Origin of the sequence: Herbidospora sp. NBRC 101105 (assembly GCF_030269205.1) — a bacterium.
Classification (GTDB): Bacteria; Actinomycetota; Actinomycetes; order Streptosporangiales; family Streptosporangiaceae; genus Herbidospora; species Herbidospora solisilvae.
Genome location: NZ_BSSX01000010.1, coordinates 127215 through 152066 on the forward strand (window position 1 = coordinate 127215; position 24852 = coordinate 152066).

General features: G+C 69.7%; 19 protein-coding genes. 11 read left to right on the plus strand and 8 right to left on the minus strand.

Annotated elements, in window-relative coordinates; genetic code table 11:
- Positions 1 to 82 precede the first annotated feature (82 nt).
- The gene (locus QSK34_RS35435; protein ID WP_285590878.1) at positions 83 to 2197 is read right to left on the minus strand and encodes a ThuA domain-containing protein; all 2115 of its coding nucleotides are present in this window, start codon (positions 2195 to 2197) and stop codon (positions 83 to 85) included.
- A gap of 476 nt (positions 2198 to 2673) precedes the next feature.
- Between QSK34_RS35435 and QSK34_RS35440 the strand changes: the two genes are divergently transcribed.
- From QSK34_RS35440 to QSK34_RS35470, 7 genes are all read left to right on the plus strand, one after another.
- Complete coding sequence (locus QSK34_RS35440) at positions 2674 to 5805, plus strand: glycosyl hydrolase family 95 catalytic domain-containing protein (protein WP_285590880.1); 3132 nt, start codon at positions 2674 to 2676, stop codon at positions 5803 to 5805.
- A 130-nt stretch (positions 5806 to 5935) separates the two neighbouring features.
- The gene (locus QSK34_RS35445) at positions 5936 to 9184 is read left to right on the plus strand and encodes a discoidin domain-containing protein (protein ID WP_285590882.1); all 3249 of its coding nucleotides are present in this window, start codon (positions 5936 to 5938) and stop codon (positions 9182 to 9184) included.
- Between the two features lie 341 nt (positions 9185 to 9525).
- Positions 9526 to 10887: an L-fuconate dehydratase gene (locus QSK34_RS35450; protein WP_285590884.1), complete on the plus strand. Its 1362-nt coding sequence runs from the start codon at positions 9526 to 9528 to the stop codon at positions 10885 to 10887.
- Positions 10884 to 11948, plus strand: a complete 1065-nt coding sequence (locus QSK34_RS35455; protein ID WP_030455495.1) for a sugar ABC transporter substrate-binding protein — start codon at positions 10884 to 10886, stop codon at positions 11946 to 11948. The genes QSK34_RS35450 and QSK34_RS35455 overlap by 4 nt, the downstream gene beginning before the upstream one ends.
- Positions 11949 to 13451, plus strand: a complete 1503-nt coding sequence (locus QSK34_RS35460) for a sugar ABC transporter ATP-binding protein (RefSeq protein ID WP_285590887.1) — start codon at positions 11949 to 11951, stop codon at positions 13449 to 13451.
- On the plus strand, positions 13444 to 14505 hold the full coding sequence (locus tag QSK34_RS35465; RefSeq protein ID WP_285590889.1) for an ABC transporter permease: 1062 nt from the start codon (positions 13444 to 13446) through the stop codon (positions 14503 to 14505). Before QSK34_RS35460 ends, QSK34_RS35465 begins: the two co-directional genes overlap by 8 nt.
- A gap of 1 nt (position 14506) precedes the next feature.
- A complete protein-coding gene (locus QSK34_RS35470) occupies positions 14507 to 15718 on the plus strand; it encodes an ROK family transcriptional regulator (RefSeq protein WP_285590891.1) in 1212 nt (403 codons plus the stop codon).
- A 6-nt stretch (positions 15719 to 15724) separates the two neighbouring features.
- Here the strand turns inward: QSK34_RS35470 and QSK34_RS35475 are convergent, their stop codons facing one another.
- Both QSK34_RS35475 and QSK34_RS35480 read right to left on the minus strand, forming a co-directional pair.
- Positions 15725 to 16384, minus strand: a complete 660-nt coding sequence (locus QSK34_RS35475) for a response regulator (RefSeq protein ID WP_285590893.1) — start codon at positions 16382 to 16384, stop codon at positions 15725 to 15727.
- Positions 16381 to 17427: a sensor histidine kinase gene (locus QSK34_RS35480; protein WP_285590895.1), complete on the minus strand. Its 1047-nt coding sequence runs from the start codon at positions 17425 to 17427 to the stop codon at positions 16381 to 16383. The genes QSK34_RS35475 and QSK34_RS35480 overlap by 4 nt, the downstream gene beginning before the upstream one ends.
- Positions 17428 to 17549: 122 nt before the next feature.
- On the opposite strand from QSK34_RS35480, the gene QSK34_RS35485 reads away from it, so the two are divergent.
- Both QSK34_RS35485 and QSK34_RS35490 read left to right on the plus strand, forming a co-directional pair.
- Positions 17550 to 18068 carry a hypothetical protein gene (locus QSK34_RS35485; RefSeq protein ID WP_285590897.1) on the plus strand — a complete coding sequence of 173 codons (519 nt, stop codon included), beginning with the start codon at positions 17550 to 17552 and terminating at the stop codon, positions 18066 to 18068.
- 75 nt (positions 18069 to 18143) lie between these two features.
- The gene (locus tag QSK34_RS35490) at positions 18144 to 19052 is read left to right on the plus strand and encodes a protein kinase family protein (protein ID WP_285590899.1); all 909 of its coding nucleotides are present in this window, start codon (positions 18144 to 18146) and stop codon (positions 19050 to 19052) included.
- 83 nt (positions 19053 to 19135) lie between these two features.
- Here QSK34_RS35490 and QSK34_RS35495 read toward each other — a convergent pair whose 3' ends face one another.
- Entirely contained in the window at positions 19136 to 19504 is a 369-nt protein-coding gene (locus QSK34_RS35495) for a MerR family transcriptional regulator (RefSeq protein ID WP_285590900.1), read from the minus strand.
- 49 nt (positions 19505 to 19553) lie between these two features.
- Here QSK34_RS35495 and QSK34_RS35500 point away from each other — a divergent pair, with 49 nt between their 5' ends.
- Positions 19554 to 20381 carry an NAD(P)-dependent oxidoreductase gene (locus tag QSK34_RS35500; protein ID WP_285590902.1) on the plus strand — a complete coding sequence of 276 codons (828 nt, stop codon included), beginning with the start codon at positions 19554 to 19556 and terminating at the stop codon, positions 20379 to 20381.
- 20 nt (positions 20382 to 20401) lie between these two features.
- On the opposite strand, the gene QSK34_RS35505 is transcribed toward QSK34_RS35500, so the two are convergent.
- Together QSK34_RS35505 and QSK34_RS35510 are read right to left on the minus strand one after the other, a co-directional pair.
- On the minus strand, positions 20402 to 21817 hold the full coding sequence (locus tag QSK34_RS35505; protein WP_285590904.1) for a class II fumarate hydratase: 1416 nt from the start codon (positions 21815 to 21817) through the stop codon (positions 20402 to 20404).
- A complete protein-coding gene (locus QSK34_RS35510; protein WP_285590906.1) occupies positions 21817 to 23529 on the minus strand; it encodes an NAD-dependent malic enzyme in 1713 nt (570 codons plus the stop codon). The genes QSK34_RS35505 and QSK34_RS35510 overlap by 1 nt, the downstream gene beginning before the upstream one ends.
- Positions 23530 to 23876: 347 nt before the next feature.
- On the opposite strand from QSK34_RS35510, the gene QSK34_RS35515 reads away from it, so the two are divergent.
- Entirely contained in the window at positions 23877 to 24080 is a 204-nt protein-coding gene (locus tag QSK34_RS35515; RefSeq protein WP_030455501.1) for a cold-shock protein, read from the plus strand.
- Between the two features lie 55 nt (positions 24081 to 24135).
- Here QSK34_RS35515 and QSK34_RS35520 read toward each other — a convergent pair whose 3' ends face one another.
- Together QSK34_RS35520 and QSK34_RS35525 are read right to left on the minus strand one after the other, a co-directional pair.
- Positions 24136 to 24522: a VOC family protein gene (locus tag QSK34_RS35520; protein WP_285590909.1), complete on the minus strand. Its 387-nt coding sequence runs from the start codon at positions 24520 to 24522 to the stop codon at positions 24136 to 24138.
- Positions 24523 to 24532: 10 nt separating this feature from the next.
- Positions 24533 to 24835: an antibiotic biosynthesis monooxygenase gene (locus tag QSK34_RS35525; RefSeq protein WP_285590911.1), complete on the minus strand. Its 303-nt coding sequence runs from the start codon at positions 24833 to 24835 to the stop codon at positions 24533 to 24535.
- Positions 24836 to 24852: the final 17 nt, after the last annotated feature.

Consider the following 24852-nt stretch of genomic DNA (forward strand, 5'->3'; position numbering starts at 1 on the left):
GGACGAGGGGGGCCGATCCGTGTCCAGGGCACAAGGGGAAGCCCCCCTCGCCCGCAAGACGAGGGGGGCCGCTCAGGTGTTCCTAGGAGCCGTAGACGTCGAACTCCCAGAGCGAGTAGCCCCAGGCGGTGGCCCGCTGGGTGCCGTAGACCCGCACGTAGCGGCCGGTGCCGTTGACCGTGAGGTCGTCGACGCCACCGTCGCTCGCGGTCTGGGTGCTGACGGTCGTCCAGGTGCTGTTGTTCGGGGAGGTCTCCACGCGGTACTGGCGGCCGTAGGCGGCCTCCCACTGGAGGCGCACGCGGGAGATGGTGCGAGTCTGGCCGAGGTCGACCGTGATCCACTGCGGGTCGGCGTAGGCCGAGCCCCAGCGGGTGGCGGTGTTGCCGTCGACCGCGTTGGCGGCCGTGTGGGCGCTGCCGGGCTCCACGCTGGAGACGGTCACCGGGCGGCTCCGGGAGAGCAACGCCGGGCCGCCGGAGGCGGGGGTGCCGTAGACGTTCAGGTCCCACAACGAGTAGCCGTACTGGGTGAGGGCCCGCTGGGTGCCGTAGATCCGCACGTAGCGGCCGGTGCCGTTGACCGTCAGGTCGTCGACGCCGCCGTCGCTGGCGGTCTGGGTGGAGACGGTCGTCCAGGTCGTGTTGTCGGGGGAGACCTCCACCCGGTAGGCGCGGCCGTAGGCGGCCTCCCAGTTCAGGCGCACCCGGTTGACGTTGTAGGACGCCCCCAGGTCGACGGTGATCCACTGCGGGTCGGCGTAGGCCGAGCCCCAGCGGGTTGCGGTGTTGCCGTCGACCGCGTTGGCGGCCACGTGGGCGCTGCCCGCCTCGACGCTGGAGGCGGTGACGGTCTTGCCCCGGGCGAGGTCGGTCGCCGGCGGCTGGGTCGTCTCACCCTTGACGCGGATGTTGCGGTAGTTGATGTCGAGACCGGCGCCGTCGTTCTGGACGCCGATGTGGCCGTTCTGGATGGCCCGGGTGCTGGTGTAGTCGTTGATCTTCACGCCGTTGAGCCAGATCTCCACGCGCTGGCCGGTCACCCTGATCTCGTAGGCGTTCCACGAGCCGGGCGGGTTCAGCGCGGCGTCGCGCAGGGCGGTGTCGGGGGCCCGGAAGCTGTAGACGCTGCCGGTGGTCCGGGTCGGGTCGGCGTCGGTGGCGTCGATCTGGATCTCGTGACCGGTGTCGACCGGCTGCCACGGGTCGCCGTTCGGGTCGGGGAAGCCGATGAAGACGCCGCCGTTGTCGTCGCCCGGCATCATCCAGTCGAGCTTGAGCGAGTAATCGGCGAACGGGGTCACCGGATACCAGAGCAGGCCCATGCCGCCGAACGAGGTCAGGGTGCCGTTCGCCAGGGTGAAGCCGCCCGGTCCGGCCTGCCGCCACTGGTCGAGGCTGGTCTGGGTGCCGTCGAAGAGCGGGGTGTAGCCGGTCTCGGGACGGCAGTCGGCCGCCCGGAACCCGGCCGCGATCTGGATGCCGCCGAGGAGCATCTGCCGGAAGTTGGAGTCGGCGAAGGTCTCCTGGGTGTGCCCCATGCCGGTGTACCAGCTCCGGCCGCCGCCGTAGTTCTGGCACCAGGTGATCGGGTGGTCGCCGCCCATCGAACCGCCGCTGTACGTCGACTCGTCGAGCGAGGCGAGCACCCGGGCGACCGAACGGGGGTTGGTGCGGTAGTTGTACCACTCGTCGAGGCGGCTCCAGGTCTGCGGCAGGTGCGAGGTCGACACGTTCGACCGGTCCTCGACCTTGACCACGGCGGTCTGGTTGGCCGGGTGGCTGGCGAAGTAGGCGCCGACGAGGCCGCCGTACCAGGACCAGTCGTACTCGGTGTCGGCCGCGGCGTGCACGCCGACGTAGCCCCCGCCGCCGGCGATGTACGACTGGAACGCGGTCTGCTGGGTCGCGTTCAGCACGTCACCGGTGGTGGAGAGCCAGATGACCGCCTGGTACTGGGCCAGGTTGGCCGTGGTGAACTGGTTCGCGTCCTCGGTGGCCGTCACGGTGAAACCGTTGGCGGCGCCCAGCTGCTGGATCGCGGCGATCCCCGTGGGGATCGAGTCGTGCCGGAACCCGGCGGTCTTGCTGAAGACGAGGACCTTCGTGAGCGGTGCCGCGCTCGCGGCCGTCGGCACGGCGGAGAGCGCGCTCCCTAACAGGACCGTCCCAAGCAGCGCCAGGAAAAGTCGGCGCATCCGTGACTCCTTACTGTGCTCGCAGGAGCGCGCGCCGACCGCTACCCGAATGGTGGATTCGAAAGGCACGCGGAGCCACTCGCGTGCGGGTGCCCCGAAAGGCTCGCACACCTGACAGGAGACCGTCAACGGACGATAACGATCTCAAGACATCGGAGGTATTTGGGACCGGTCCGAAGGAGTTTCTTCTCGCATCCGACATAAAAAGCGGCTGATCGCCGGTCTGTCCGGGGATTCTTGATCGGTTTCCCGGATTCCGTGTTGCAGGGGACGGCTATTGACGCCCGAAGACATCCAATGTTAACTGCGCCTGACAGTTCCGACTTGGTAACAGTGCGAGTCGGGCCTGTGCCTGTGCAGAGGGGCCGTCGGGCTGTCCCATACCGGTCGCCGATCGCCGGTCAGGGGGCCCGGCGGCTCCCCTGCCAGAGGGACACACCCCCTGAATCTGCTGTGGTGACCAGGAGATCGATGACATGAGATTTCTGAGAGCGCTCCCCGCATTAGCGCTCGTCGGCGGGCTGGCGGCCGGGGGAGTGGTGACGGCGCCCGCGCTGGCGTCCACGACCGACCACGCCTTCGACCAGTCGGCCGGGGCCCTGAACGTCAACCGGGCGGGCTATCTGTCCAAGCACGACATCGTGTACAACCGCCCGAACACCAACCCCAACTACGGCCTGACGGTCGGCAACGGCAAGACCGGGGCCATGGTGTGGAGCCAGAACGGCATGACCATGCAGGTCTCCGGCGCCGACCTGGCCCAGCAGTCGACCTACGCGGCCGGCACGCTGACCCTGAACACCAGCCCGGGCCTGGACACCGGCTACACCACCTACCAGCAGCGCCTCAACCTGTACGACGGCACGCTGACCACCAAGTACGACAACAACCGCACCGTGACGATCCTGGGCCAGCCCGGCTCGGAGGTCATGGGCATCCGCGTCGAGGACGGCCGCGGCGGGCTCGGCACCACCACGGTCGACCTCGGCCTGTGGGACCCGAACACGGTCCAGAACATCGCCGACACGCCCGACCTGAACACCTGGCGGACCGTCCAGACGTTCAACGACTCCTCGGTCGCCGGGTTCAGCCGCGGCCAGACCGACGCCAACGGGTTCGGCTACACCTTCGCCGCCACCGTCGAGGGCGCGAACTACTCGACCTCGACCGTCAACGGGCGCACCGTCCGGCTGAGCATCACCGCCGACAACGACTACACGATCTGGTTCACCGCGGCCTCGCGGAAGAACGCTCCCTCGGCGAACTCGGTGCAGCAGGCGCGCAACCAGCTGACGAACGTCAAGAACGCCGGAATCGGCACGACGCTCACCAACTTCAAGAACTTCTGGCACGACTTCTGGAGCAAGTCGTTCGTCCAGTACGGCGGCAGCGCCGACAACGACTACCTGGAGAACTTCTACTACCTGAGCAACTACATCGTCGCGGCGGGCGGGTACGGCAACTACCCGTTCCACTTCATCAACGGGGTCTTCCGTGCCACCGGAGACCAGTCGAAGTGGTCCAACGCCTATTGGTACTGGAACATGCGCCACGTGTACTACTCGTTCTACGCGTCCAACCACATCGACCTGATGGACGTGTTCAACAATCTCCATTCGCGCAATTACAACGCGCTGAAGTCGTACACGCAGACCAGATACGGCATCGACGGCATCTGGCTCCCGGAGACCTACGGCTGGGACGGCAACGCGCGCGGCACCATCAACTCCGACTACACCAAGAACACGATGTCGACCGCCGCCGAGGCCGCGTACAACATGTACCTGCGCTACCGGTACACCAACGACGCGAACTACCTGGCGAACACGGCCTACCCGTTCATGCGCGAGGCGGCGAAGTTCTACCGGAGCTTCGTGTCGCGTGACGCCTCGACCGGCCAGTACTACATCGCCAACTCCAACGCCCACGAGACGTACTGGAACGTGCGGAACGCCCTTACCGACCTGACCGCGATCCGCAGCCTGTTCCCCGTGACGATCCAGACGGCCCAGCAGCTCGGCGTCGACGCGACGCTGCGCACCGAGTTGCAGAACATCCTGAACAACCTGGTGCCCTACTCGGTGGTCAACAACGCCTACCAGCCGCACCAGCCGCCGATCTCGCAGACCCGCAACAACGAGAACGTCGCGGCGGAGATGATCTGGCCCTACAACCTGACCGGCATCGGTTTCCCCGACTACCAGACGGCGCTGAACACCTGGAACGTGCGCCCGCACCCGTACGGCAACGTGTGGGCCAACGACGCCGTGCAGGCCGCCCGCCTGGGCCTGGGCGACCAGACCTTCCAGGGCATGAAGACGATGGCGCAGCGGTACCAGAACTACCCGAACAGCTTCACCAGCAACACCAACGGCGTGTTCGAGTACCACGGCGTGCACATGGCGGCGATGAACGAGTCGCTGATGCAGTCGTACAACGACAAGATCCGGGTCTTCCCGGCCGCGCCGAGCAGCTCCTCGTTCATCGGGAAGTTCTCGCTGCTGGCCAAGGACGGCTTCATCGTGTCCTCCGAGCGTGAGGGCAACGAGACCAAGTACGTCGGCATCAAGTCGCTCTACGGCAAGCAGGCCACCGTGGTGAACCCGTGGGGCACCCAACAGGTCCGCGTGCGCCGCACCTCCGACAACGCGATCATCACCACCAGCTCGGCCGCCGAGATCAGCTTCGCCACCGCCGCGAACACGACCTACGTCGTGGAGCGCACCGCCAAGCTGCTGTCGGCCTACAGCTACACCCAGCTCACCGGCACCGCCAACCAGGCGGCCAAGTCGCTGAGCGGCACCGCCTCCACCCTCGGCATCAACGGCGGCGGCACCCCGGGCCTGGTCAACAACACCGAGCTCACCTACGACGCGAACTGGCACCTGACCACGGGCCGGGGCTACGGCGACTACAACGACGACACCCACCACAGCACGACCGTCAACGCCGCCGCGACCTACACGTTCACCGGCACCGGCATCGAGATCCTCTCGGAACGGTTCTCCGACATGGGCAACGTCGACGTCTACATCGACAACGTGTTCCAGCAGAACGTGAACCTCTACCAGAGCGGCGCCCGGCAGGCGCAGCAGGTCGTCTACAGCAAGACCGGCCTGTCCAACGGCCAGCACACGCTCCGGGTGGTCAACAAGACCACGTCGGTCGGCATGATCGACGCCCTCCGGGTGCTCACCGGAGGCGGCAACCCGCCAGCCGGCACCGTCACCCTGCGTTCGCGGGCCAACAACCTGTTCGTGTCGGCCGCCAACGCGACCACCCCGCTGATCGCCAACAAGACGACGGCCGGGGCGACCGAGCAGTTCGTCCGGGTCGACCTGGGCGGCGGCAACATCGCGCTGCGCTCGGTGGCCAACAACCTCTATGTGACCAACCAGGGCGGCGGCAACGTGCCGCTGCTGGCCGACCGGCCCTCGGCCGGGTCGTGGGAGACCTTCACGGTGGTGACCAACGGCGACGGCTCGATCAGCCTGCGGGCCACGGTGAACAACCAATACGTGTGCGCGGAGGGCGGCGGGTCGCAGAACCTTGTCACCAACCGCGCCTCGATCGGACCATGGGAGCAGTTTGATCTAGTTCCTGTGTGATGAACCCCTAGGGGCAGTAAGCGCGCCGGTGACCGCTTGTGGCGGGCGGCCATCGGTGCGTTCTCTATCGGCGGCTCTCGGTGATCACGCGCCGCCGTCTTGTCCCCATCCCTCCTGCACTGGAGACCCCATGTCAGGTATCCCGCGCCTGCGCGCGATCCTGGGCGTGTTAGCCCTGGTCGTCGTCGCACTGGTGCCCGCCGCACCCGCTCACGCGGCGCCGCCACCCACGAGTGGTTTCGAGAAGGTCCGGCTCGACGGCGGACTGTCGATGGGCGAGCCCATCGAACTGTCCGTGCTGCCCGACGGCAAGGTGCTGTACATCAACCGCGGCACCAGCGCCGGCGGCGGCCAGGTCCGCCTGTACAACCCGGCCACCCAGGCGACGACGGTCGCCCTCACCCTCCCGCTCGACGCCCGTTTCGAGGACGGCCTGATCGGCATCACCCTCGACCCGGGCTTCGCGACCAACCGCTGGGTCTACCTCTTCTACTCGCCCAAGGTGACCCCGCTGGTGAACCGGATCTCCCGGTTCACCTTCAACCCGTCGACGAACACGATCCCGGCCGCCACCGAAGACATGATCATCGAATGGCCGACCGAGCGTGACCTGTGCTGCCACTCCGCCGGGTCGATGACCTGGGACGGCAACGGCAACCTCTACTTCGCCGTCGGCGACAACACCAACTCGGGTGGTGACTCGGCGGGGATGGCACCCATCGACGAGCGCACCAGCCGGAACCCGCAGTACGACGCCCAGCGCACGTCGGGCAACACCAACGACCTCCGGGGCAAGATCAACCGCATCCATCCGGAGGCCAACGGCACCTACACGATCCCCGCCGGCAACCTGTTCCCGCCGGGCACGGCGCAGACCCGGCCCGAGATCTACGTCATGGGGACGCGCAACCCGTACCGGATCTGGGTCGACAAGCAGGGCGGCAACACCCTCTATTGGGGTGAGGTCGGGCCGGACGCCGGCGCGACCATCGCCAACCGCGGACCGGCCGCCTACGACGAGTGGAACCGCGCCACCAGCGCGGGCAACTACGGCTGGCCCTACTGCGGCGGCCCGAACGTCGCTTACAACGACTGGGACTTCGCGGCCAACGCGCCCCGGGGCTGGTTCCCCTGCGGCGGCAGCACCGGCCCGGTCAACAACTCGCCGCGCAACACCGGTCTCCAGCAGCTCCCGCCGACGCGGGGCGCGCTGGTGTGGGAGCAGCACGGCGGCAGCAAGGAGTGGCCGGCCCTCGACCAGCCCGGCGGCTGCGGCTCGCCGAACCACGCCGAGGTCTACCACTACGACCCGGGCCTCAACAGCGCGGTGAAGTGGCCGCAGTACTACGACAACAAGCTGATCATCACGGAGTACTGCCGCAACTGGATCAAGGAGGTCCAGTTCGGCAACGGCAACCCCGCGACCGGCAACCCGACGATCATCGAACCTGTCCTCGCCGGGATGCCGTTCGTCCATCCGATCGACATGGAGTTCGGCCCCGACGGGTCGCTCTACCTGCTCGAATACGGCAGCGGGTACTTCTCCGGCGCGGCCGACGCGGCCCTGGTGAAGATCAACTACGTGCAGGGCGGCCGGTCGCCGGTCGCGGTGGCCACGGCCGGCGTCGACAACGGGCTCACCCCGCTGACCGTGCAGTTCTCCAGCGCGGGCAGCAACGACCCCGACGGCAACCCGCTCACCTACGCGTGGGACTTCGACAACAACGGCACCACCGACTCGACGGCGGCCAACCCGTCGTACACGTACACGACCAACGGCGACAAGAGAGCCCGGCTGACCGTCAACGACGGCACCATGACGGGGACCACCTTGATCCCGGTCGTGGTGGGCAACAACCGCCCGGTCGTCAACGTCGGCGGGCTGCCCAACGGCGGCCTGTTCTCGTGGGACGAACGCCTGACGGCCTCCGCGTCGGCCACCGACGCGCAGGACGGCACGATCCCGTGCGCCAACGTGGTCGTGCGGGCCGCGCTCGGGCACCAGGAACACGCCCACGAGGAGGGTGAGGGCACCGGCTGCGGGGCCTCCTTCGACGTCGGCCCGGTGCACGCCGGTCCCGACTCGGTGCTGTTCTGGGTGATCAGGGCCTCCTACACCGACCGCGGCGCCACCGGCACGGTGCCGCTGACGGGCGAGCGGGAGATCACCCTGTGGCCCAAGCAGTGGCAGGCCGAGCACTACGTGACGCTCAACGGCCCGCGCGTCGTCGACCAGGCCCAGGCCGAGGGCGGCAAGCGGCTCGGCGACATCCAGAACGGCGAGTGGGTGCGCCACCACGCGGTGAACCTCCAGGGCATCACCGGGGTCAAGGCCCGCGTCTCCACCGCCAACGCCGGGGGAGTGCTCTCCTTCCGGTACGACTCCCCGACCGGCCCCGTGGTCGCCAGCGTCAACGTGACCAACACCGGCGGCTGGGACAACTACGTGGAGCTGACCGCTCCCGTGACCGCCCCGACCGGCACGCACGACCTGTACCTGACGTTTTCGGGCGCGGCCGGCACGGCCGTGTTCGACCTCGACAGCTACACCTTCACCGGCCCCGGCGTCTCGACGCCGATCTCCGGTGGCGGCGGCGACCTCGCGCAGGGCAAGCCGGTCACGGTGTCGAGCACGGAGGCCGGGGCGAACGTCGCGGCCAACGCGGTCGACGGCAACGGCGCCACCCGCTGGTCCAGCCTGTACGCCGACCCGCAGTGGATCACGGTGGACCTGGGGGCGTCCTACGACGTCAACCGGGTCAGGCTGAACTGGGAGGCGGCCTACGGCCGCCAGTACCGGGTGGAGGTCTCCCCGAACAACAGCACCTGGACGGTCCTGTCGAACCAGACCGCCTCGGACGGGGGAGTGGACGATCTCTCCGTCAGTGGCACGGGGCGGTATGTCCGTATATATGGAACCCAGCGCGCGCTGACGCAGTACGGCTACTCGCTCTGGGACCTCAACGTGTACGGCACTCCGGCCGGCGGGACCGCCCAGTTGCTGTCACGGAGCAGACCGGTGACGGCGTCGAGCACGGAGGCCGGGGCGAACGTCGCGGCCAACGCGGTCGACGGCAACACCGCCACCCGCTGGTCCAGTCTCTACGCCGATCCACAGTGGATCACCGTCGACCTCGGCCAGACCCGGTCCATCTCCCGGGTCCGGCTCCAGTGGGAGGCGGCCTACGGCCGGCAGTACCGGGTGGAGACCTCCAATGACAACAGCTCGTGGACGGTCGTGAACACCCAGACCGCGAGCGACGGCGGCGTCGACGACCTCACGGTGACCGGAACCGGGCGATACGTCCGGATCTACGGCACCCAGCGGGCCACCGCATGGGGCTACTCGCTCTGGGAGTTCGACGTCTACGGCGTCTAGGCAGGTCAGCCCGAGGGCCGCGACGGACCGTCAGGTCGGTCGCGGCCCTTCGGAATCATCGGATCTCTTTCCGGTTGCGGCTATTGACATGCCTGTAACACGCGGGGCATTCTTCTTGAGAACCAAACATCGGATGTCTGGAGAGTAACCGAGAAGATAGCCGCGGGGCCTTCCGCCCGGCGGCGACCTGCGGAATTCTGATCCCACCTGGGATCGGTCCACGGCGCCGCGAGGCATCGTGTCCGCAAATTAATCGGATCTTTATCTCGAAAGGCTTTCGAAGACGACCGCCCGGCGGTACCGCCGGTCTCTAACATTAATCGGATGTGTCTGGAGCTCGCATGAGGGTCATCTCCCTGGAGACGCACGACATCCGGTTCCCGACCTCGACGGAACTCGACGGTTCCGACGCGATGAACCCCGACCCCGACTACTCGGCGGCGTACGTGGTGCTGCGGACCGACGAGGGCGAGAAGGGACACGGATTCGCGTTCACCATCGGACGCGGCAACGACGTGCAGACCGCCGCCATCAAGGCGCTCGAAGGTCACATCGTCGACCGTGACTGCTCCGACCTGGGCGCCGTCTACCAGGACCTCATCGGCGACTCGCAGTTGCGCTGGCTGGGACCGGAGAAGGGCGTCATGCACATGGCGATCTCCGCCGTCATGAACGCCCTGTGGGACCTGAGGGCCCGCCGCGAGGGCAAGCCGCTCTGGCTGCTGCTCGCCGAGATGAGCCCCGAAGAGATCGTCTCCCTGGTCGACTTCCGCTACATCTCCGACGCCCTGACCCCCGGCGAGGCGCTGGAGATCCTCCGCGCCGCCCAGCCGGGCCGGGCCGGCCGCATCGCGGCCCTGCGGGAGCACGGCTATCCCGCCTACACGACGTCGCCGGGCTGGCTCGGCTACGACGACGACAAGCTTCGGCGCCTCTGCAAGGAGGCCCTCGACGAGGGGTTCTCGCAGATCAAGCTGAAGGTCGGCGCCGACCTCGACGACGACGTCCGCCGCATGCGGATCGCCCGTGAGGTCTGCGGCGACGGTTACCCGATCGCGATCGACGCCAACCAGAGATGGGATGTCTCCGACGCGATCCGCTGGGTGAAGGCACTGGCCGAGTTCGGCCCCTGGTGGGTGGAGGAACCCACGAGCCCGGACGACGTCCTCGGCCACGCCGCGATCGCACGCGCGGTCGCGCCCGTCCCGGTCGCCACCGGGGAGCACGTGCAGAACCGGATCGTGTTCAAGCAGCTCCTCCAGTCGGAGGCCATCTCCTACCTGCAGCTCGACGCGGCGCGCGTCGGGGGCGTCAACGAGAACATCGCCATCCTGCTGCTGGCCGCCAAGTTCGGCGTCCCCGTCTGCCCGCACGCGGGCGGGGTCGGGCTGTGCGAGCTGGTCCAGCACCTGGCCATGTTCGACTTCGTCTCCGTCAGCGGGTCGAAGGAGGGCCGGGTGATCGAGTACATCGACCACCTGCACGAGCACTTCGTCGACCCGGTGGTCATCCGGGACGGCAGCTATGTGGCGCCCGAAGCAGCCGGATTCAGCTCGGCGATGCGACCCGCGTCGCTCGCCGCGTTCACCTATCCATGGGGTCAGTACTGGACCAGCGCAGTGGCCCAGAGCTCCCCGGCGGCGGAGGCGCGCAGAACCTCCGCCGTCACTCACCCCCCCGTCCTGAAAGGCCGATCGGCATGAAACTTCTGTCCGTCGCCGCCAGCGCCGCCGTGCTCGCCCTGGGCCTGGCGGCCTGCGGGTCGTCCGACACCCCCGACTCCGCAGCGAGCGCCGCCCCCGGTGAGTCGGCCCCCGCGGCCGCCGCCGGCGGCGGCAAGGTCGGCGTGGACTTCCCGCGCGCCGACTCCGACTTCTGGAACTCGTACAACAAGTACGTGCCGGAGATCGCCAGCAAGGACGGCGTCGAGCTGATGCCGCCGACCAACTCGCAGAACGACGTCGCCAAGCTGGTCGCCAACACCCAGGCGCTGGTCAGCCAGGGCGCCAAGGCGATCATCATGGCCCCGCAGGACACCGGCGCCATCGCCTCGACGCTCGACTCGCTCGCGAGCAAGCAGATCCCGGTCGTGACCGTGGACACCCGCCCCGACAAGGGCAACGTCTACATGGTCGTGCGCGCCGACAACCGCGCCTACGGCACCAAGGCCTGCGAGTTCCTCGGCGAGAAGCTCGGCGGCAAGGGCAAGGTCGTGCAGCTCATGGGCGCCCTGGCCTCCATCAACGGCCGTGACCGCGCCGAGGCCTTCCGCGACTGCATGAAGGAGAAGTTCCCCGGGATCACCGTCTTCGAGGAGCCGACGGAGTGGGAGGGCAGCAAGGCCGCGTCCATGCTGCAGACCCGCCTGGAGCAGAACCCCGACATCAAGGGCATCTACATGCACGCCGGCGGTGTGCACCTGGCCCCGACCCTCCAGGTCCTGAAGGCCAAGGGCCTCCTGGTCAAGCCGGACGACCCCAAGCACATCTTCGTCGTCTCCAACGACGGCATCCCGGCCGAGTTCGAGGCCATCCGCGCCGGCGAGATCGACGCGACCGTCTCGCAGCCGGCCGACCTCTACGCCAAGTACGCCGTCTACTACGCGAAGGCCGCCCTGGAGGGCAAGACCTTCCAGCCCGGCCCGACCGACCACGACAGCAACATCATCCAGCTCCCCAACGGCCTGGAGGACCAGCTCCCCGCTCCGCTAGTCACCGCGGAGAACGTCGATGACCCCAACCTCTGGGGCAACCAGGTCAGCTAGATGAGCACCTCATCGAACGCGGCGGCGGTCGAGGCGCGCGGGATCACCAAGCGCTTCGGCCCCACCGTCGCACTCAACGACGCGGGCCTCACCATCAAGCAGGGCGAGACGCACGCCCTGATCGGGCGCAACGGCGCCGGCAAGTCGACCCTGGTGTCGATCCTGACCGGCCTGCAGCGCCCCGACGCCGGTGAGGTCCGGTTCGCGGGCGAGCCGGCCCCGCCGCTCGCCGACCGCGACGCCTGGAAGGCCCGCGTGGCCTGCGTCTACCAGAAGTCCACGATCATCCCCGCGCTGACCGTGGCCGAGAACCTCTTCATCAACCGCCAGACCGAGGGCAAGGTGATCAACTGGCGCGCCATGCGCGCCCGCGCCACCGCCCTCCTCGACCAGTACCACGTCGACGTCGACCCCTCGGGGCTCGCCGGCGACCTGGGCGTCGAGCAGCGGCAGCTCGTCGAGATCGCCCGCGCGCTCTCCTTCGGCGCGCGGTTCATCATCCTCGACGAGCCGACCGCCCAGCTCGACGGCCCGGCCATCGGACGCCTCTTCGACCGCATGCGCGACCTGCGGGACCAGGGCGTCACGATGATGTTCATCTCGCACCACCTCGAAGAGGTGTACGAGGTCTGCCAGAGCGTCACCGTCTTCCGCGACGCCCGCCACATCGTCACCAGCACCGTCGCGGACCTCCCGCACGACGCGCTGGTGGCCGCGATGACCGGCGAGCATGCCGTGACCTACGAGGCCAAGCCCCGGACGGTCGACGCGAAGGCCAAGGTCGTCATCGAGGTGCGCGGCCTCAACTCCGCGGGCCGCTACCACGACGTCGACCTGACCGTGAAGGCCGGCGAGATCGTGGGCCTGGCCGGATCGGGCAGCAGCGGCAAGGTCGGCCTGGCCGAGAGCATCGTCGGGCTGCGCCGCGCCGACAGCGGCGTCATCACGATCAACGGGACCCGGCCGAAGCCGGGCGACGTGCCGTCGGCGCTGGCCGCCGGGGTGGGTTTCGTCCCGCAGGACCGGCACCACGAGGGCTTCGTGCCCCTGCTGTCGGTCGGCGAGAACGCGACCATGCCGATCGCCGGCAAGCTCGGCCGCTTCGGGATGATCTCGCCCGAGAGGCGCCGGGCCCGCGCCCGGACCATGATCCAGGAGCTCGACATCAAGACCGAGGGTCCCGACCAGCCGGTCGGCGACCTGTCGGGCGGCAACGCCCAGAAGGTCGTGATGGCCCGCGCCCTGGTCGACGACCCGGCCGCGCTGGTCGTCATCAACCCCACTGCCGGCGTCGACGTCAAGGCCAAGCAGTCGCTGCTCGGCTCGGTCGAGGACGCCGCGCAGCGGGGCGCGGCAGCCGTGCTGGTCAGCGACGAACTCGACGACCTGCGAATCTGTGACCGGGTCCTGGTGATGTTCCACGGCCGGGTGATCAAGGACGTGCCACGCGGATGGTCGGACAACGACCTCGTGGCCGCTATGGAGGGTGTCAGTCATGAGTGATCGGCAGGGGCGCCGCGCCTCGACACTGCCGAAGACCCCGGCGGCGTCGGCGAACGGCTCCGGCCCGGCCCCGGCGCTCGCCGCCCGGCCGGGCTTCCGGCTGAGCCGGTTCCGCGACCTGACGCTGGTGCCGGTCATCGTGGTGCTGCTGATCGTCGGGTCGTTCATCGACCCGGTGTTCCTCACCATGGGCAACCTGACGAACGTGCTGCAACAGCAGTCGGCGCTGGCCCTGGTCGTGCTGGCCGAGGCGCTCATCCTGATCGCCGGCAAGTTCGACCTGTCGCTGGAGTCGATCGTCGGCATGGCCCCCGCCGTGGCGGTCATGCTCGTCATCTCCACCGGCGACGGCGGCTTCGGGCTGGGCCTGCCGCCCGCGATGGCCGTGGTGCTGTGCCTGCTCATCGGCGCCCTGATCGGGGCCTTCAACGGCTTCCTCATCCTGCGCTACCAGCTGTCGGCCTTCGTCGTGACGCTCGCGATGCTGATCGTCGTGCACGGCCTGCACCTCGGCCTGACCGGCGGCAAGAGCCTCTTCGCCCTGCCCGAGTCGTTCACCTACCTCGGCAGCGCGGTCTGGCTCGGCCTGCCCGCCGCCATCTGGATCACCGGCGTGCTGTTCGCCGTCGGCATGGCCGCCCTGGGCTACTTCCGCTCCGGCCGCTCCCTGTACGCCATCGGCGGCAACGCCGACGCGGCCAGGGCGGCGGGCATCCGCGTGGAGCGGGTCGTGCTGGCGGTCTTCGTCATCGGCGGCACCCTCGCGGCGCTGGCCGGGATCCTGGAGACCGGCCGCCTCGGCGGCATCAGCGCCAACCAGGGCGTCGGCTGGATCTTCATGGTCTTCGCCGCGGCCGTCATCGGCGGCGTCAGCATGGACGGCGGCAAGGGCACCATCCTCGGCGCCCTCACCGGTGTCCTGGTCATCGGCCTGGTCGAGAACATCCTGACCCTCCAGGGCGTGCCCGGCGAGTGGAAGCAGCTCGTGTACGGCGGCATCATCCTGGTCGCCCTGATGATCAGCCGGCTGGCCGGCGGGAGGGCCCAGGACTGACGTGACGACCGGCCGCGCCACCCTGCGCAGGGACAACCTGTCCCGCGTGCTCCGGCACCTGCGCGACCACGGGACCTGCTCCCGCGCGGACGTGGTGGAGGCGACCGGTCTCCACCGGGCCACCGTCTCCTCCCTGATGACCGAGCTCATGTCGCTCGGCCTGGCGCGGGAGGCGGGCACCTCTTCGGCGGGGGCCATCGGGCGGCCACGGCGTGACGTGACCCTCGACGGCTCCCACGTGGGGGCGCTGGGCCTGGAGATCAACGTGGACTACGTGGCCGCCCATGGTTGCGACCTGGGCGGCCGCGTCCTGTTCTCCAGCCGGAAGGGCTTCGACGCCGCGGGCGCGGGCCCCGAGGGCTGCCTCGCCGAACTGGTGCGGACGGCCCGCAGTGCGGCGGGGGAGATGGGCTCCCTGGCGGGCGTCGTGGTGGCCGTGCCCGGACTGGTCGCCGACGGCGTGGTCACCTTCGCGCCGAACCTCGGCTGGCGGCACGTCCCCCTGGCCGACCTGCTCGGCGCGGAACTGGGCGTGCCGGTCGGCGTGGGCAACGACGCGAACCTGGCGGCCCTGGCCGAACACGCGTGCGGCGTGGCGGCGGGCACCTCCGACATGGTCTACCTGACCGGCGAGGTCGGCGTGGGCGGCGGCATCATCATGGACGGCCGGTTACTCCAGGGCGCCGACGGCTTCTCGGGCGAGACGGGCCACCTGCTCGTGGACCCCGACGGCGCGAGGTGCGGCTGCGGCCGTACCGGCTGCTGGGAGACGAAGGTCGGCCTGGCGGCGCTCGGCCCCGCCGGGGCGACCTCGGCCGACCCGGACGCGCGGGTCGACTCGATCGCCTCGGCCGCGGCGGCCGGCGACCCCCGCACCCTCGACGCGCTGGCCGAGGTGGGCCGCTGGCTGGGCCTGGGCGGCTCGATCCTGGTGAACCTCTTCAACCCGCGCGCGATCGTGGTCGGCGGCTACTTCGCCCGGCTGGCCTCCCGGCTGATCCCGCCGGCGCAGGCGGAACTGGAGCGTCGGGCGGTGGCCGGGGGGCGGTGCACGATCATGGCCTCGGAGCTGGGCTTCGAGGCGGCCTCGCGAGGGGCGGCCGGAACGGTGGTCGACCGTGTCCTCGACGACCCGCTCACTCTCGGGCCGGTGCGCTATCCAACCAAGGGAGAACAGGCACTGGAAGGGGCCTCACCGCGGCCTGTCCCATAGAGGTCATCAGGCAGTGCCGGCGTTCCCGACTCTGACCAGCCCTTGCTCGTACGCGAACACCACCGCCGCCACCCGGTCCCGCAGACCCGTCTTCATCAGCACCCGGGACACGTGGGTCTTCACGGTCCCCTCCGCCAGCAGCAGGTCCGTGGCGATCTCGGCGTTGGACCGCCCCTGCCCGATCAGGGTCAGCACCTCGCGCTCCCGGTCGGTCAGCCGGGCGAGGACCTCGGTGTCGCGGGGCGCGATCGTCAGGAACCGTTCGATCAGCCGCCTGGTCACGGTCGGGGCGAGGATGGCATGACCTTCGGCGACCGTCCGGACCGCCTCGGCGAGCCGGCCGGGCGGGGCGTCCTTGAGCAGGAAGCCGCCGGCTCCGGCGCGGAGGGCGTCGTAGACGTACTGGTCGAGGTCGAACGTGGTCAGCACCAGGACCGCGGGGGCGTCGGGGAGGGCGCGGATCCGGCGGGTGGCCTCGATCCCGTCCAGACGGGGCATCCGGATGTCCATCAGGACGATGTGGGGGCGTACCCGCCGGGCCTCCTCCACGGCGGCGAGCCCGTCGGCGGCCTCGGCGACGACCTCCAGATCGGGCTGGGCGCCGAGCATCGCGGTCAGGCCCATCCGGGCCAGCGCGTGATCGTCGGCGACCAGGACGCGGATCATCGGGGCTCCTCCGGGGAGCGGGGGTCGAGGGAGACGCGGACCGCGAAACCGCCGTCGGGCGACGGCGCGGCGTGGAGGGCGCCGCCGTAGAGGCGGGCGCGTTCTCGCATGCCGATCAGCCCGTGGCCGGGCGCGTTCACCACCTCCAGGTCGAGGCGCTCGCCGTAGGCGACCCGCACCCGGGTCGCGGCGGGCCCGGCATGCCGCCGCACGTTGGTCAGGGCTTCTTGGACGATCCGGTACGCCGTCAACTCCAGCCCCGCCGGCAGCGCCCGCCGGACGCCCTCCTCCTCCAACGTGACCGGCAGGCCACCCGCCCTGGCCTGGTCGAGCAGGTCGGGGAGCTCGTCGAGGGTGGGCTGCGGCCCGAGAGCGGGGTCGTCGTCGGCGCGGAGGGCGTGGAGGACTTGGCGCATCTCCGCCAGGGCGGCCCGCGCGGTGTCGGCGACCGCGTCCAGGTGCGCCCGCGCCCGTTCGGGCGGCACCTCCTGGGCGGCGCCCGCGTTCACCGCGATGATCGACAACGAGTGGGCGACGACGTCGTGCAGCTCACGGGCGATCCGCAGCCGCTCCTCGGCGACCGCCGACCGGGCCCGCTCAGCGGCCTGTTCCTCTCGACGCGCGACCAGCAGCCCGGAGGCCCAGGCCGCCGTGACGAAGAAGACCATGATCGTGGACGAGGCGGAATCGGGCGGCGCGGTGTAGTACTGCAGCATGATCGCCCCCGCCATCCCTCCGACGGCGGCGACCCATCCGGCGACCGCGACCAGCCACCCACCCCCGAACAGCGCCACGCAGAAGGCCATGACGAGGATCGACGGGAACGGCGCGACCGTGGCCGGAACTTCCTGGGTCGTCGCGGCCCGCACCAGCAGCGCCGCGACGATCACCAGCAGCACCGGCAGCGGAGCCTGCCGCCCGAACGCGATGGGCGCCGTGGTGGCCACGGCGAACACGAGCGCGACCCCGCCCAGTGGGGCGGCCTCGGCGACCGCCCAGAGGGCCAGACCCACGGCCACCGAAGGCATCAGCACACGTCGCACGTCTAGAAGGTACGGCATTCCGGACATCCGCCTTGAGATGGAGTCTGATAGGTCCACGGTCGTATGAGGCGGCGACCCGCGACCGATTCGCCGGGGACGCCCCGTTCTCTACCGTCGCCAAGGTGATCGCACGAATCTTCACTCTCCTGGCCGCGCTGGCGATGTCCGTCTCCGGTGTCATCCAAGCCGTCCGGCCGTTCGACGCCGACCCGCGTGTGCTCGGCGAGGAACACCTGCTCCTCGCCCTGTTCGCCGCCGGATTGGTCCTGCTCATCCCCGGTCTCCTCGAACTGCGCCGCTTCGGATCCGCGAACCTGGGCGTGCTGGCCGTCTCGGCGGGACATGTCCTGCTCGCGTTCGGTGCGACCTCGTCCAACGTCAAGGGCGAGGACTTCTCCTGGTTCCCGTACGTCGCCCTCCCCGCCAACCTCGCCATCCTCGCCGGGTCGATCACCATGGCGGTCACCCTCTGGCGGGCCGACCGCTTCCCCCGGCCGTTGGCCGCCGCGCTGCCGCTGGTCTGGGTCTGCGAGGTCCCGTTGTCGCAGCTTGGAGGCGGCCTCGTCGTTGGGGTCTTCTGGCTGGTGGTGGTCCACCACCTGAGTAAGACGCCTGTGTACCGAGAGGCGGTCACCGACTGAGATGTTCACCTCCGCGAGGTCGGCCGCCGACACTGCCCAACACCGCTTTTACTCGGCGTGGTGGAGAATCGACCGGTGGAAAACCCAGCATTGGCGGTGTCGGCCCGGTTGTCGTCGCTGGACGACCACGAGCTCGCCGACCGGGTCCGGCAGGCCGCCGCGCACGGCGCGGGCATCGGCGGACGGTCGGCCACGCTCGACGTCGACGGCACACCCGTCTTCGTCAAACGGGTCCCCCTGACCGATCTGGAGATGCGGCCCGAGCACGTCCGGTCGACGCGGAACCTGTTCGACCTGCCCACCTTCTACCACTACGGGCTCGGCTCGACGGGCTTCGGCGCCTGGCGTGAGCTGGCCGTCCATCTCATGACGACCGGCTGGGTCCGTGCGGGCGACTACGACGGGTTTCCGCTGCTTCTCCACTGGCGGGTCATCCCCGACTCCCCGCCCGAGGGGTTCGCCGACGAGTTCGGCGGAATCGACGGGGCGGTCGCGCACTGGCGGGGTTCCCCGGCCGTGCGGGCGCGGCTTGAGGCGATCGGACGGGCTTCGTACAGTCTCGTGCTGTTCCTGGAGCACATTCCGTACACGCTGGGAGAGTGGCTCACCGAGGAGGCGCGCTTCGCCTGGGCGGAGCGGGAGCTCGCCCGGGGGTGTGACTTCATGAGCTCGCGCGGGCTCGTCCACTTCGACGCGCACTTTCGCAACGTTCTCACCGACGGCGAGACGCTCCGCTTCGCCGACTTCGGGCTCGCGCTGAGCTCGCAGTTCGAGCTCTCACCGGCCGAGACGGAGTTCCACTCCGCTCATCTCCGGTATGACCACGACCACACGGCCGGGTCTCTGGTGCGCGAGATCCGCCGAATCTGGAAAGGCGACCTCCCGCCCGGCGTCGCCGCGATTCACGATCGGCATGCCCGGACCGCCCGCGTCCAGGAGGATTTCCACCGCCGTCTGCTGGCCCCCGCGAATGAGGTCTCCTGAACACCCGGCCGCGGATGGCCGCCGATGTGCTCAAGGCCGCCGCCCAGCTCGCCGCTGGTTCATCGAACCGTGGGGAGTGTTCCTCACGGTTCGTAGGCCGGCTGGCGCTCCGTGGCCGTGATGTAGTCCTGGAGCACCGTGCACGTCGCCGAGAGCGCCTCGATGTGCTCCTCCATGCCCGTCAGTTTCGCCCGCAGCATGTCGAGCACCTCGGGGCACGGTCGGAACTCGGGCAGCTCGCCGGTCGCGCAGGGCAGCAGGAACGCGATCTCCTGCGTTGACAGGCCCGCCTTCAGCATCCGCCGGATCTGGGTCACCGTCACCACCGCGTCGGAGGTGTACTCGCGGTAGCCGCCGGGCCCCCGCGACGGGGCCAGCAGGCCTTGCGCCTCGTAGTAGCGCAGCTGGTGGGCGTTGACCCCGGTCCGCCGGCCGAGTTCGCCGATCAGCATCGTGTTCCCCCTTGACCTTCACACCGGTATCAACCCTGACGATCCTCCCATGCAGACAACCGATGTCACCGTTATCGGCCTGGGCCTGATGGGTCACGCCCTGGCCGCGGCCCTCCTCGCCTCCGGGCGCTCCGTCACCGTCTGGAACCGCACCCCGGGCAAGGCCGACGACCTGGAAGACGCGCGGCGGGCGGACACGATCGAGGAGGCGGTGGCGGCGAGCGAGCTGGTCGTCGTCTGCGTCTCCGACTTCGGAGCGGTCGCCGGCCGCCTCGGCGAGGCCGTCACCTTGGTCAACCTCTCCTCCGGCACCTCGCAGTCGGCGCGCGACACGGCCGAATGGGCGCCGAACGGGCTCGACGGAGCGATCATGGCCGCGCCCGACGGGATCGGCACCGCCGGCTCGACCATCGTCTACTCCGGCGACCGGGCGGCGTTCGAACGTCACGAGGCGACGTTCGGGGCCCTCGGCGAGGCGGTCTACCTCGGGGAGGACCACGCGCTGGCGGCCCTCCACGAGATGGCGGTCGTCAGCCTCATGTGGAACATGCTCAACGGGTTCCTGCACGGCACCGCCCTGCTCCGGGCCGCCGGGGTGGAGGCCGCGAGCTACGTGCCGATCGCCGCGAAGGGGGCGGCGACCGTCACGGGCTGGTTCGCCGCCTACGCCGGGCAGGTCGACGCCGGGGACTTCCCGCCGATCGACGCGACGGTCGACGTGCACGTGTCCGCCATGGAACATCTGATCGAGGAGTCCCGGCACCTCGGTGTCGGGGTCGAGCTGCCGGAGTTCCTCAGATCCCTGATGGAGGGGGTCGACGGCAGCCAGGGCTACGCCGCCCTGGTCGAGCGGTTCGGCCGGGCGTCCAGCCGGTGAAGCGCTCGGGGCGACGCCGTTCAGCGGCCGGAGTCCGCGGTGCCCGGGCGCGTCAGCTTCTCGGGGACGACCACCCGGTCGAACAGCGACTCCTCGACGCCCGACTTCAGCGCCGCCTCCTTCAGCGTCAGGTCCTCGTCGAGCGCCCGGTGGGCGATCTTCGCCGCCCTGTCGTAGCCGATCACCGGGCTCAGCGCCGTCACCATCATGATCGAGCGGTCGACGTACTCGCGCAGCCGGTCCTCGTCCAGGCGGGCGTCGGCGACCAGGAACCTGCGGAAGTGGTCGATCATGTCGGTCAGGATGCGGGCCGAGTGGAGCACGTTGTTGATGATCAGCGGGCGGAACGCGTTGAGCTCGAAGTTGCCCTCGGCGCCCGCCGCCGAGACCGCCGTGTCGTCGGCCATCACCTGGATGCAGACCATCAGCATCGCCTCGGCCTGGGTGGGGTTGACCTTGCCCGGCATGATCGAGGAACCGGGCTCGTTGGACGGCAGGATCAGTTCGTGCAGGCCGCCGCGAGGGCCCGAACCCAGCCAGCGCATGTCGTTGGCGAACTTGAACAGCGGCACGGCCAGCGCCCTGATCGCGGCCGAGACCCGGACCAGCGCGTCGCACGACGCCTGGGCGGCGAACCTGTTGGTCGCGCCCGTGAACGGGTGGCCGGTCAGTTCGGCGATCTCGGCGGCGACCTCCTCGGCGAAGCCGGGCGGCGCGTTCAGGCCGGTGCCGACGGCGGTGCCGCCGATGGCCAGGCGGTAGAGGCCCTTGGCGGTGGCCGCCAGGTGCTCGGCGGCGTCGTCGAGCTGGGCGGCGTAGCCGGACCACTCCTGGCCGACCGTCAGCGGAGTGGCGTCCTCCAGGTGGGTGCGGCCGATCTTGACCACGTCGGCCCACTGCCGGCTCTTGTCGGCGGCGGCGTCACGCAGGCGGCGGGCCGCCGGGATCAGCCCGCCCTCGACGGCCTCCACGGCGGCCAGGTGCATCGCGGTGACGAAGGTGTCGTTGGACGACTGGCCCATGTTGACGTGGTCGTTGGGATGGATCGGGTCCTTGCTGCCCAGCCTGCCTCCGAGGAGCTGGATGGCCCGGTTGGAGATCACCTCGTTGACGTTCATGTTCGACTGGGTGCCGGAGCCGGTCTGCCAGACGTACAGGGGGAACTCGTCGTCGAGTCTCCCGGTGATCACCTCGTCGGCGACCTCCTCGATGGCCTCGGCCTTCCACTGGGGCAGCCGCCCCGCGCGGGCGTTGACGATCGCGGCGGCCTTCTTGACGTAGCCGTAGGCGTGGTAGACCGCCTTCGGCATCAGGTCGTCGCCGATGTCGAAGTGGATCAGCGACCGCTGCGTCTGCGCGCCCCACAGACGGTCGGCGGGCACCTGGATCTCGCCGAGCGAGTCGCTCTCGGTGCGGGTGTCCTTGTACGTCGTCATCACCGCTCCCTCGCCCGGACCGGCCGGTAACGCGGGTGCCACATGGTGTCCTGGACCTGCTGGACCGGGTCGCGGAGCTCGGTGCGGGCCAGGTGCTCCCGCGCGGCCTGCTCGGCGACGGCGACCGCGACCGTGGCGGAGATCTCGCGCAGGTTGTCGACCTGCGGCAGCAGCGAGGACCCGGGCAGGGTCGGGTCGACCAGCCCGGCCACGGCCTCGGCGGCGGCCTGGAGCATGCCCCGGCTGACCCGCCGGGCCCGCGACACGACCACGCCGAGTCCGAGGCCCGGGTAGAGCAGCGCGTTGTTGGCCTGGCCGATGACGTAGGTGATGCTGTTGTGCGTGATCGGGTCGATCGGCACGCCGGTCGCGACCAGGGCCCGGCCGTCGGTCCAGCGGATCAGGTCGCCCGGCATCGCCTCGATCCGCTCCGTCGGGTTGGAGATCGGGAAGACGACCGGCCGTTCGACGTTCGCGGCCATCGTGCGCACGACCTTCTCGGTGAAGGCGCCGTGCGCCGTGGAGGTGCCGAGCAGCATGGTGGGTTTGACCCGCGCCACGACCTCCTCCAGGCCGCCGCCGCCCTCGCCGGCCGGGCGGGCGTAGGGGACCTGGAAGTCGCGCAGGCCGTCCATGTCGTCGGTGAGCAGGCCTTGCCTGTCGATCGGCCAGATGCGCCGGGTCGCCTCGTCGTGGTCGAGGCCGTCGCGCATCATCGCGTCGCGGAGCTGGTCGGCGATGCCGATGCCGGCGGTGCCCGCGCCGAAGACGACGATCCGCTGGTCGCGCATCGGCAGCCCCGACACCTTCACCGCGCTCAGCACGGCGGCCAGCACGATCGCGCCGGTGCCCTGCATGTCGTCGTTGAAGGTGGAGATCCGGTCGGTGTACCTCTCCAGGATGCGCCGGGCGTTGGACGGCCCGAAGTCCTCCCAGTGCAGCATCGCGCCCGGGAACATCCGGGTCGCCGCCGTGACGTAGGCGTCGATGAAGTCGTCGTAGCGCTGCCCCCGCACCCGGGAGTGCCGGTTCCCCACATAGGCGGGGTCGTTGAGCAGCCCCTCGTTGTCGGTGCCGACGTCGAGCGCGACCGGGATGACGCGGTCGGGGTCGATCCCGGCGGCGGCCGTGTAGACGGCCAGCTTGCCGGCCGCGATGCCGGCGCCGCCGCCCACACCCCAGTCGCCGATGCCGAGGATCTCCTCGGCGTCCGAGGCGACGATCAGGTCGACGTCGTCGGGGCCGAGCCCCAGGTTGGCGAAGGCGCGCTCGATCCCGCCGGGGTCGTCGATCGACAGGAACACCCCTCGGGGCCTGCGGTACTCGTGGCTGTACGTCTCGATCGCCCGCGCCACCGTCGGGTCGTAGACGATGGGGAGCATCTCGCGCAGGTGGTCGCCGAGCAGCCGGTAGTAGAGCGTCTCGTTCCGGTCGCGCAGCCCTTCGAGGTAGACGTTCTTGAGCAGGTCGGTCGGCTGGGCCCGATATTGGGCGTACATGCGGCGGGTCTGCTCGTCGAGCGACTCGACCACCGGCGGCAGCAGCCCGTCGAGCAGCAGTTCCGCGCGCTCCTCCGCCGTGAACGCCGTGCCCTTGTTCAGCATCGGTTCCCGCAGCAGTTCCAGGCCCCGCAGGGACGTCGTGTACGAACCGTCCGCCTGCTCGGAGAAGGCGCGGCGGGCCGCGTCCGGCTTCCTGTTCCCAGGTGACATCGTCACCATCCCCCCGTTTCGCCCAGGAAAGAGGCTGTCCAGCGGGGCGTGCCCGGCGACACGCCGGGCAAAGTCAGGTTTTCGCCAGGAATCCCCCTTGATCCGGTTTCGCGCAGCCGGGGGACCAGGTTTTTCCGTACCACCGTTATATGGGCCGAGGGTGCCGTGATACTGTCGTTTTCAGTTGCAGTTGTGGTTCCCGAAGACTTCAAGTGCCTCACCGGTGAAATGAATCGGTGGTGGCACTTTTGTATTTCCGGATGATTTTCCGGTCGGGGTGATCATCACGGCGACGCGAGACGCGCACAGTGCGCTTCTCACGGGTTCGGCCCCGAAGGAGAATCGATATGGCTACCGGTACCGTGAAGTGGTTCAACTCGGAAAAGGGCTTCGGCTTCATCCAGCAGGACGGCGGCGGCGCCGACGTCTTCGCCCACTACTCCAACATCGCCGCCTCGGGCTTCCGTGAGCTCCAGGAGGGCCAGCGGGTGAGCTTCGACGTCACGCAGGGCCAGAAGGGCCCGCAGGCCGAGAACATCGTTCCCGCCTGATCTTCAGCACGACCCGACCGGGCCCGCGCCACACGGCGCGGGCCCGGTTTTTTCGTCACTCCCAGAGGGTCGAGTCGTCGTCGCCGAAGGTGCCGGGCGGATCCTCCAGCACGCAGAACCGCAGCCCCGCCGGGTCGCGCATGATCCACCACCCGTTGTCGGTGAACGTCTCCCGCACCGCGCCGAGCCCTTCGAGCCGGGCCACCTCGGCGTCGAGGTCGTCGGTGTGGATGTCCACGTGGACGCCTGGCGCGCCCTCCCCGAGCCGCTGCATGATGAATGAGACCCCGGCGCCGGGCGGCGTGGTCCGGTGGAAGTCGGGGAAGGCGCTGAGCCGCGGCATCTCCCGGCCGACGGCCCCCTGCCAGAAGGCCAGTTCCCGGTCGTGGACGTCCGGCGGGACGTCGATGGAGACGGCGTGCAGCCGCGATCGGTGTGCCATGGCGGCCAATCTAGTGAGCAAAGACGTCGAAGTGGCCGACGGTGGTCTCGCGGTCGACGAGGAACCGGTCGTCCTGCGGGTAGAAGACGGCCGTGCCCGGCTCGTCGCCGGCGAAGGCGCGGACGGCCTCCCAGGAGTCCCAGAGGGAGACGAGGAAGAACTCGGTCCGGTCGCCGTCGTCGCGGCGGGTGAAGGTGACGCCCCGGTTGCCGGGGGTGGAGGTGTAACCGGGGTGGCCGGTCTCCATGAGGTACTCCGCATAGGCGTCGGCGTCTTCCTTCCGGGTCCAGCCACGCCAGGTCCGCATAATCATGGACACCAGTAAATCCG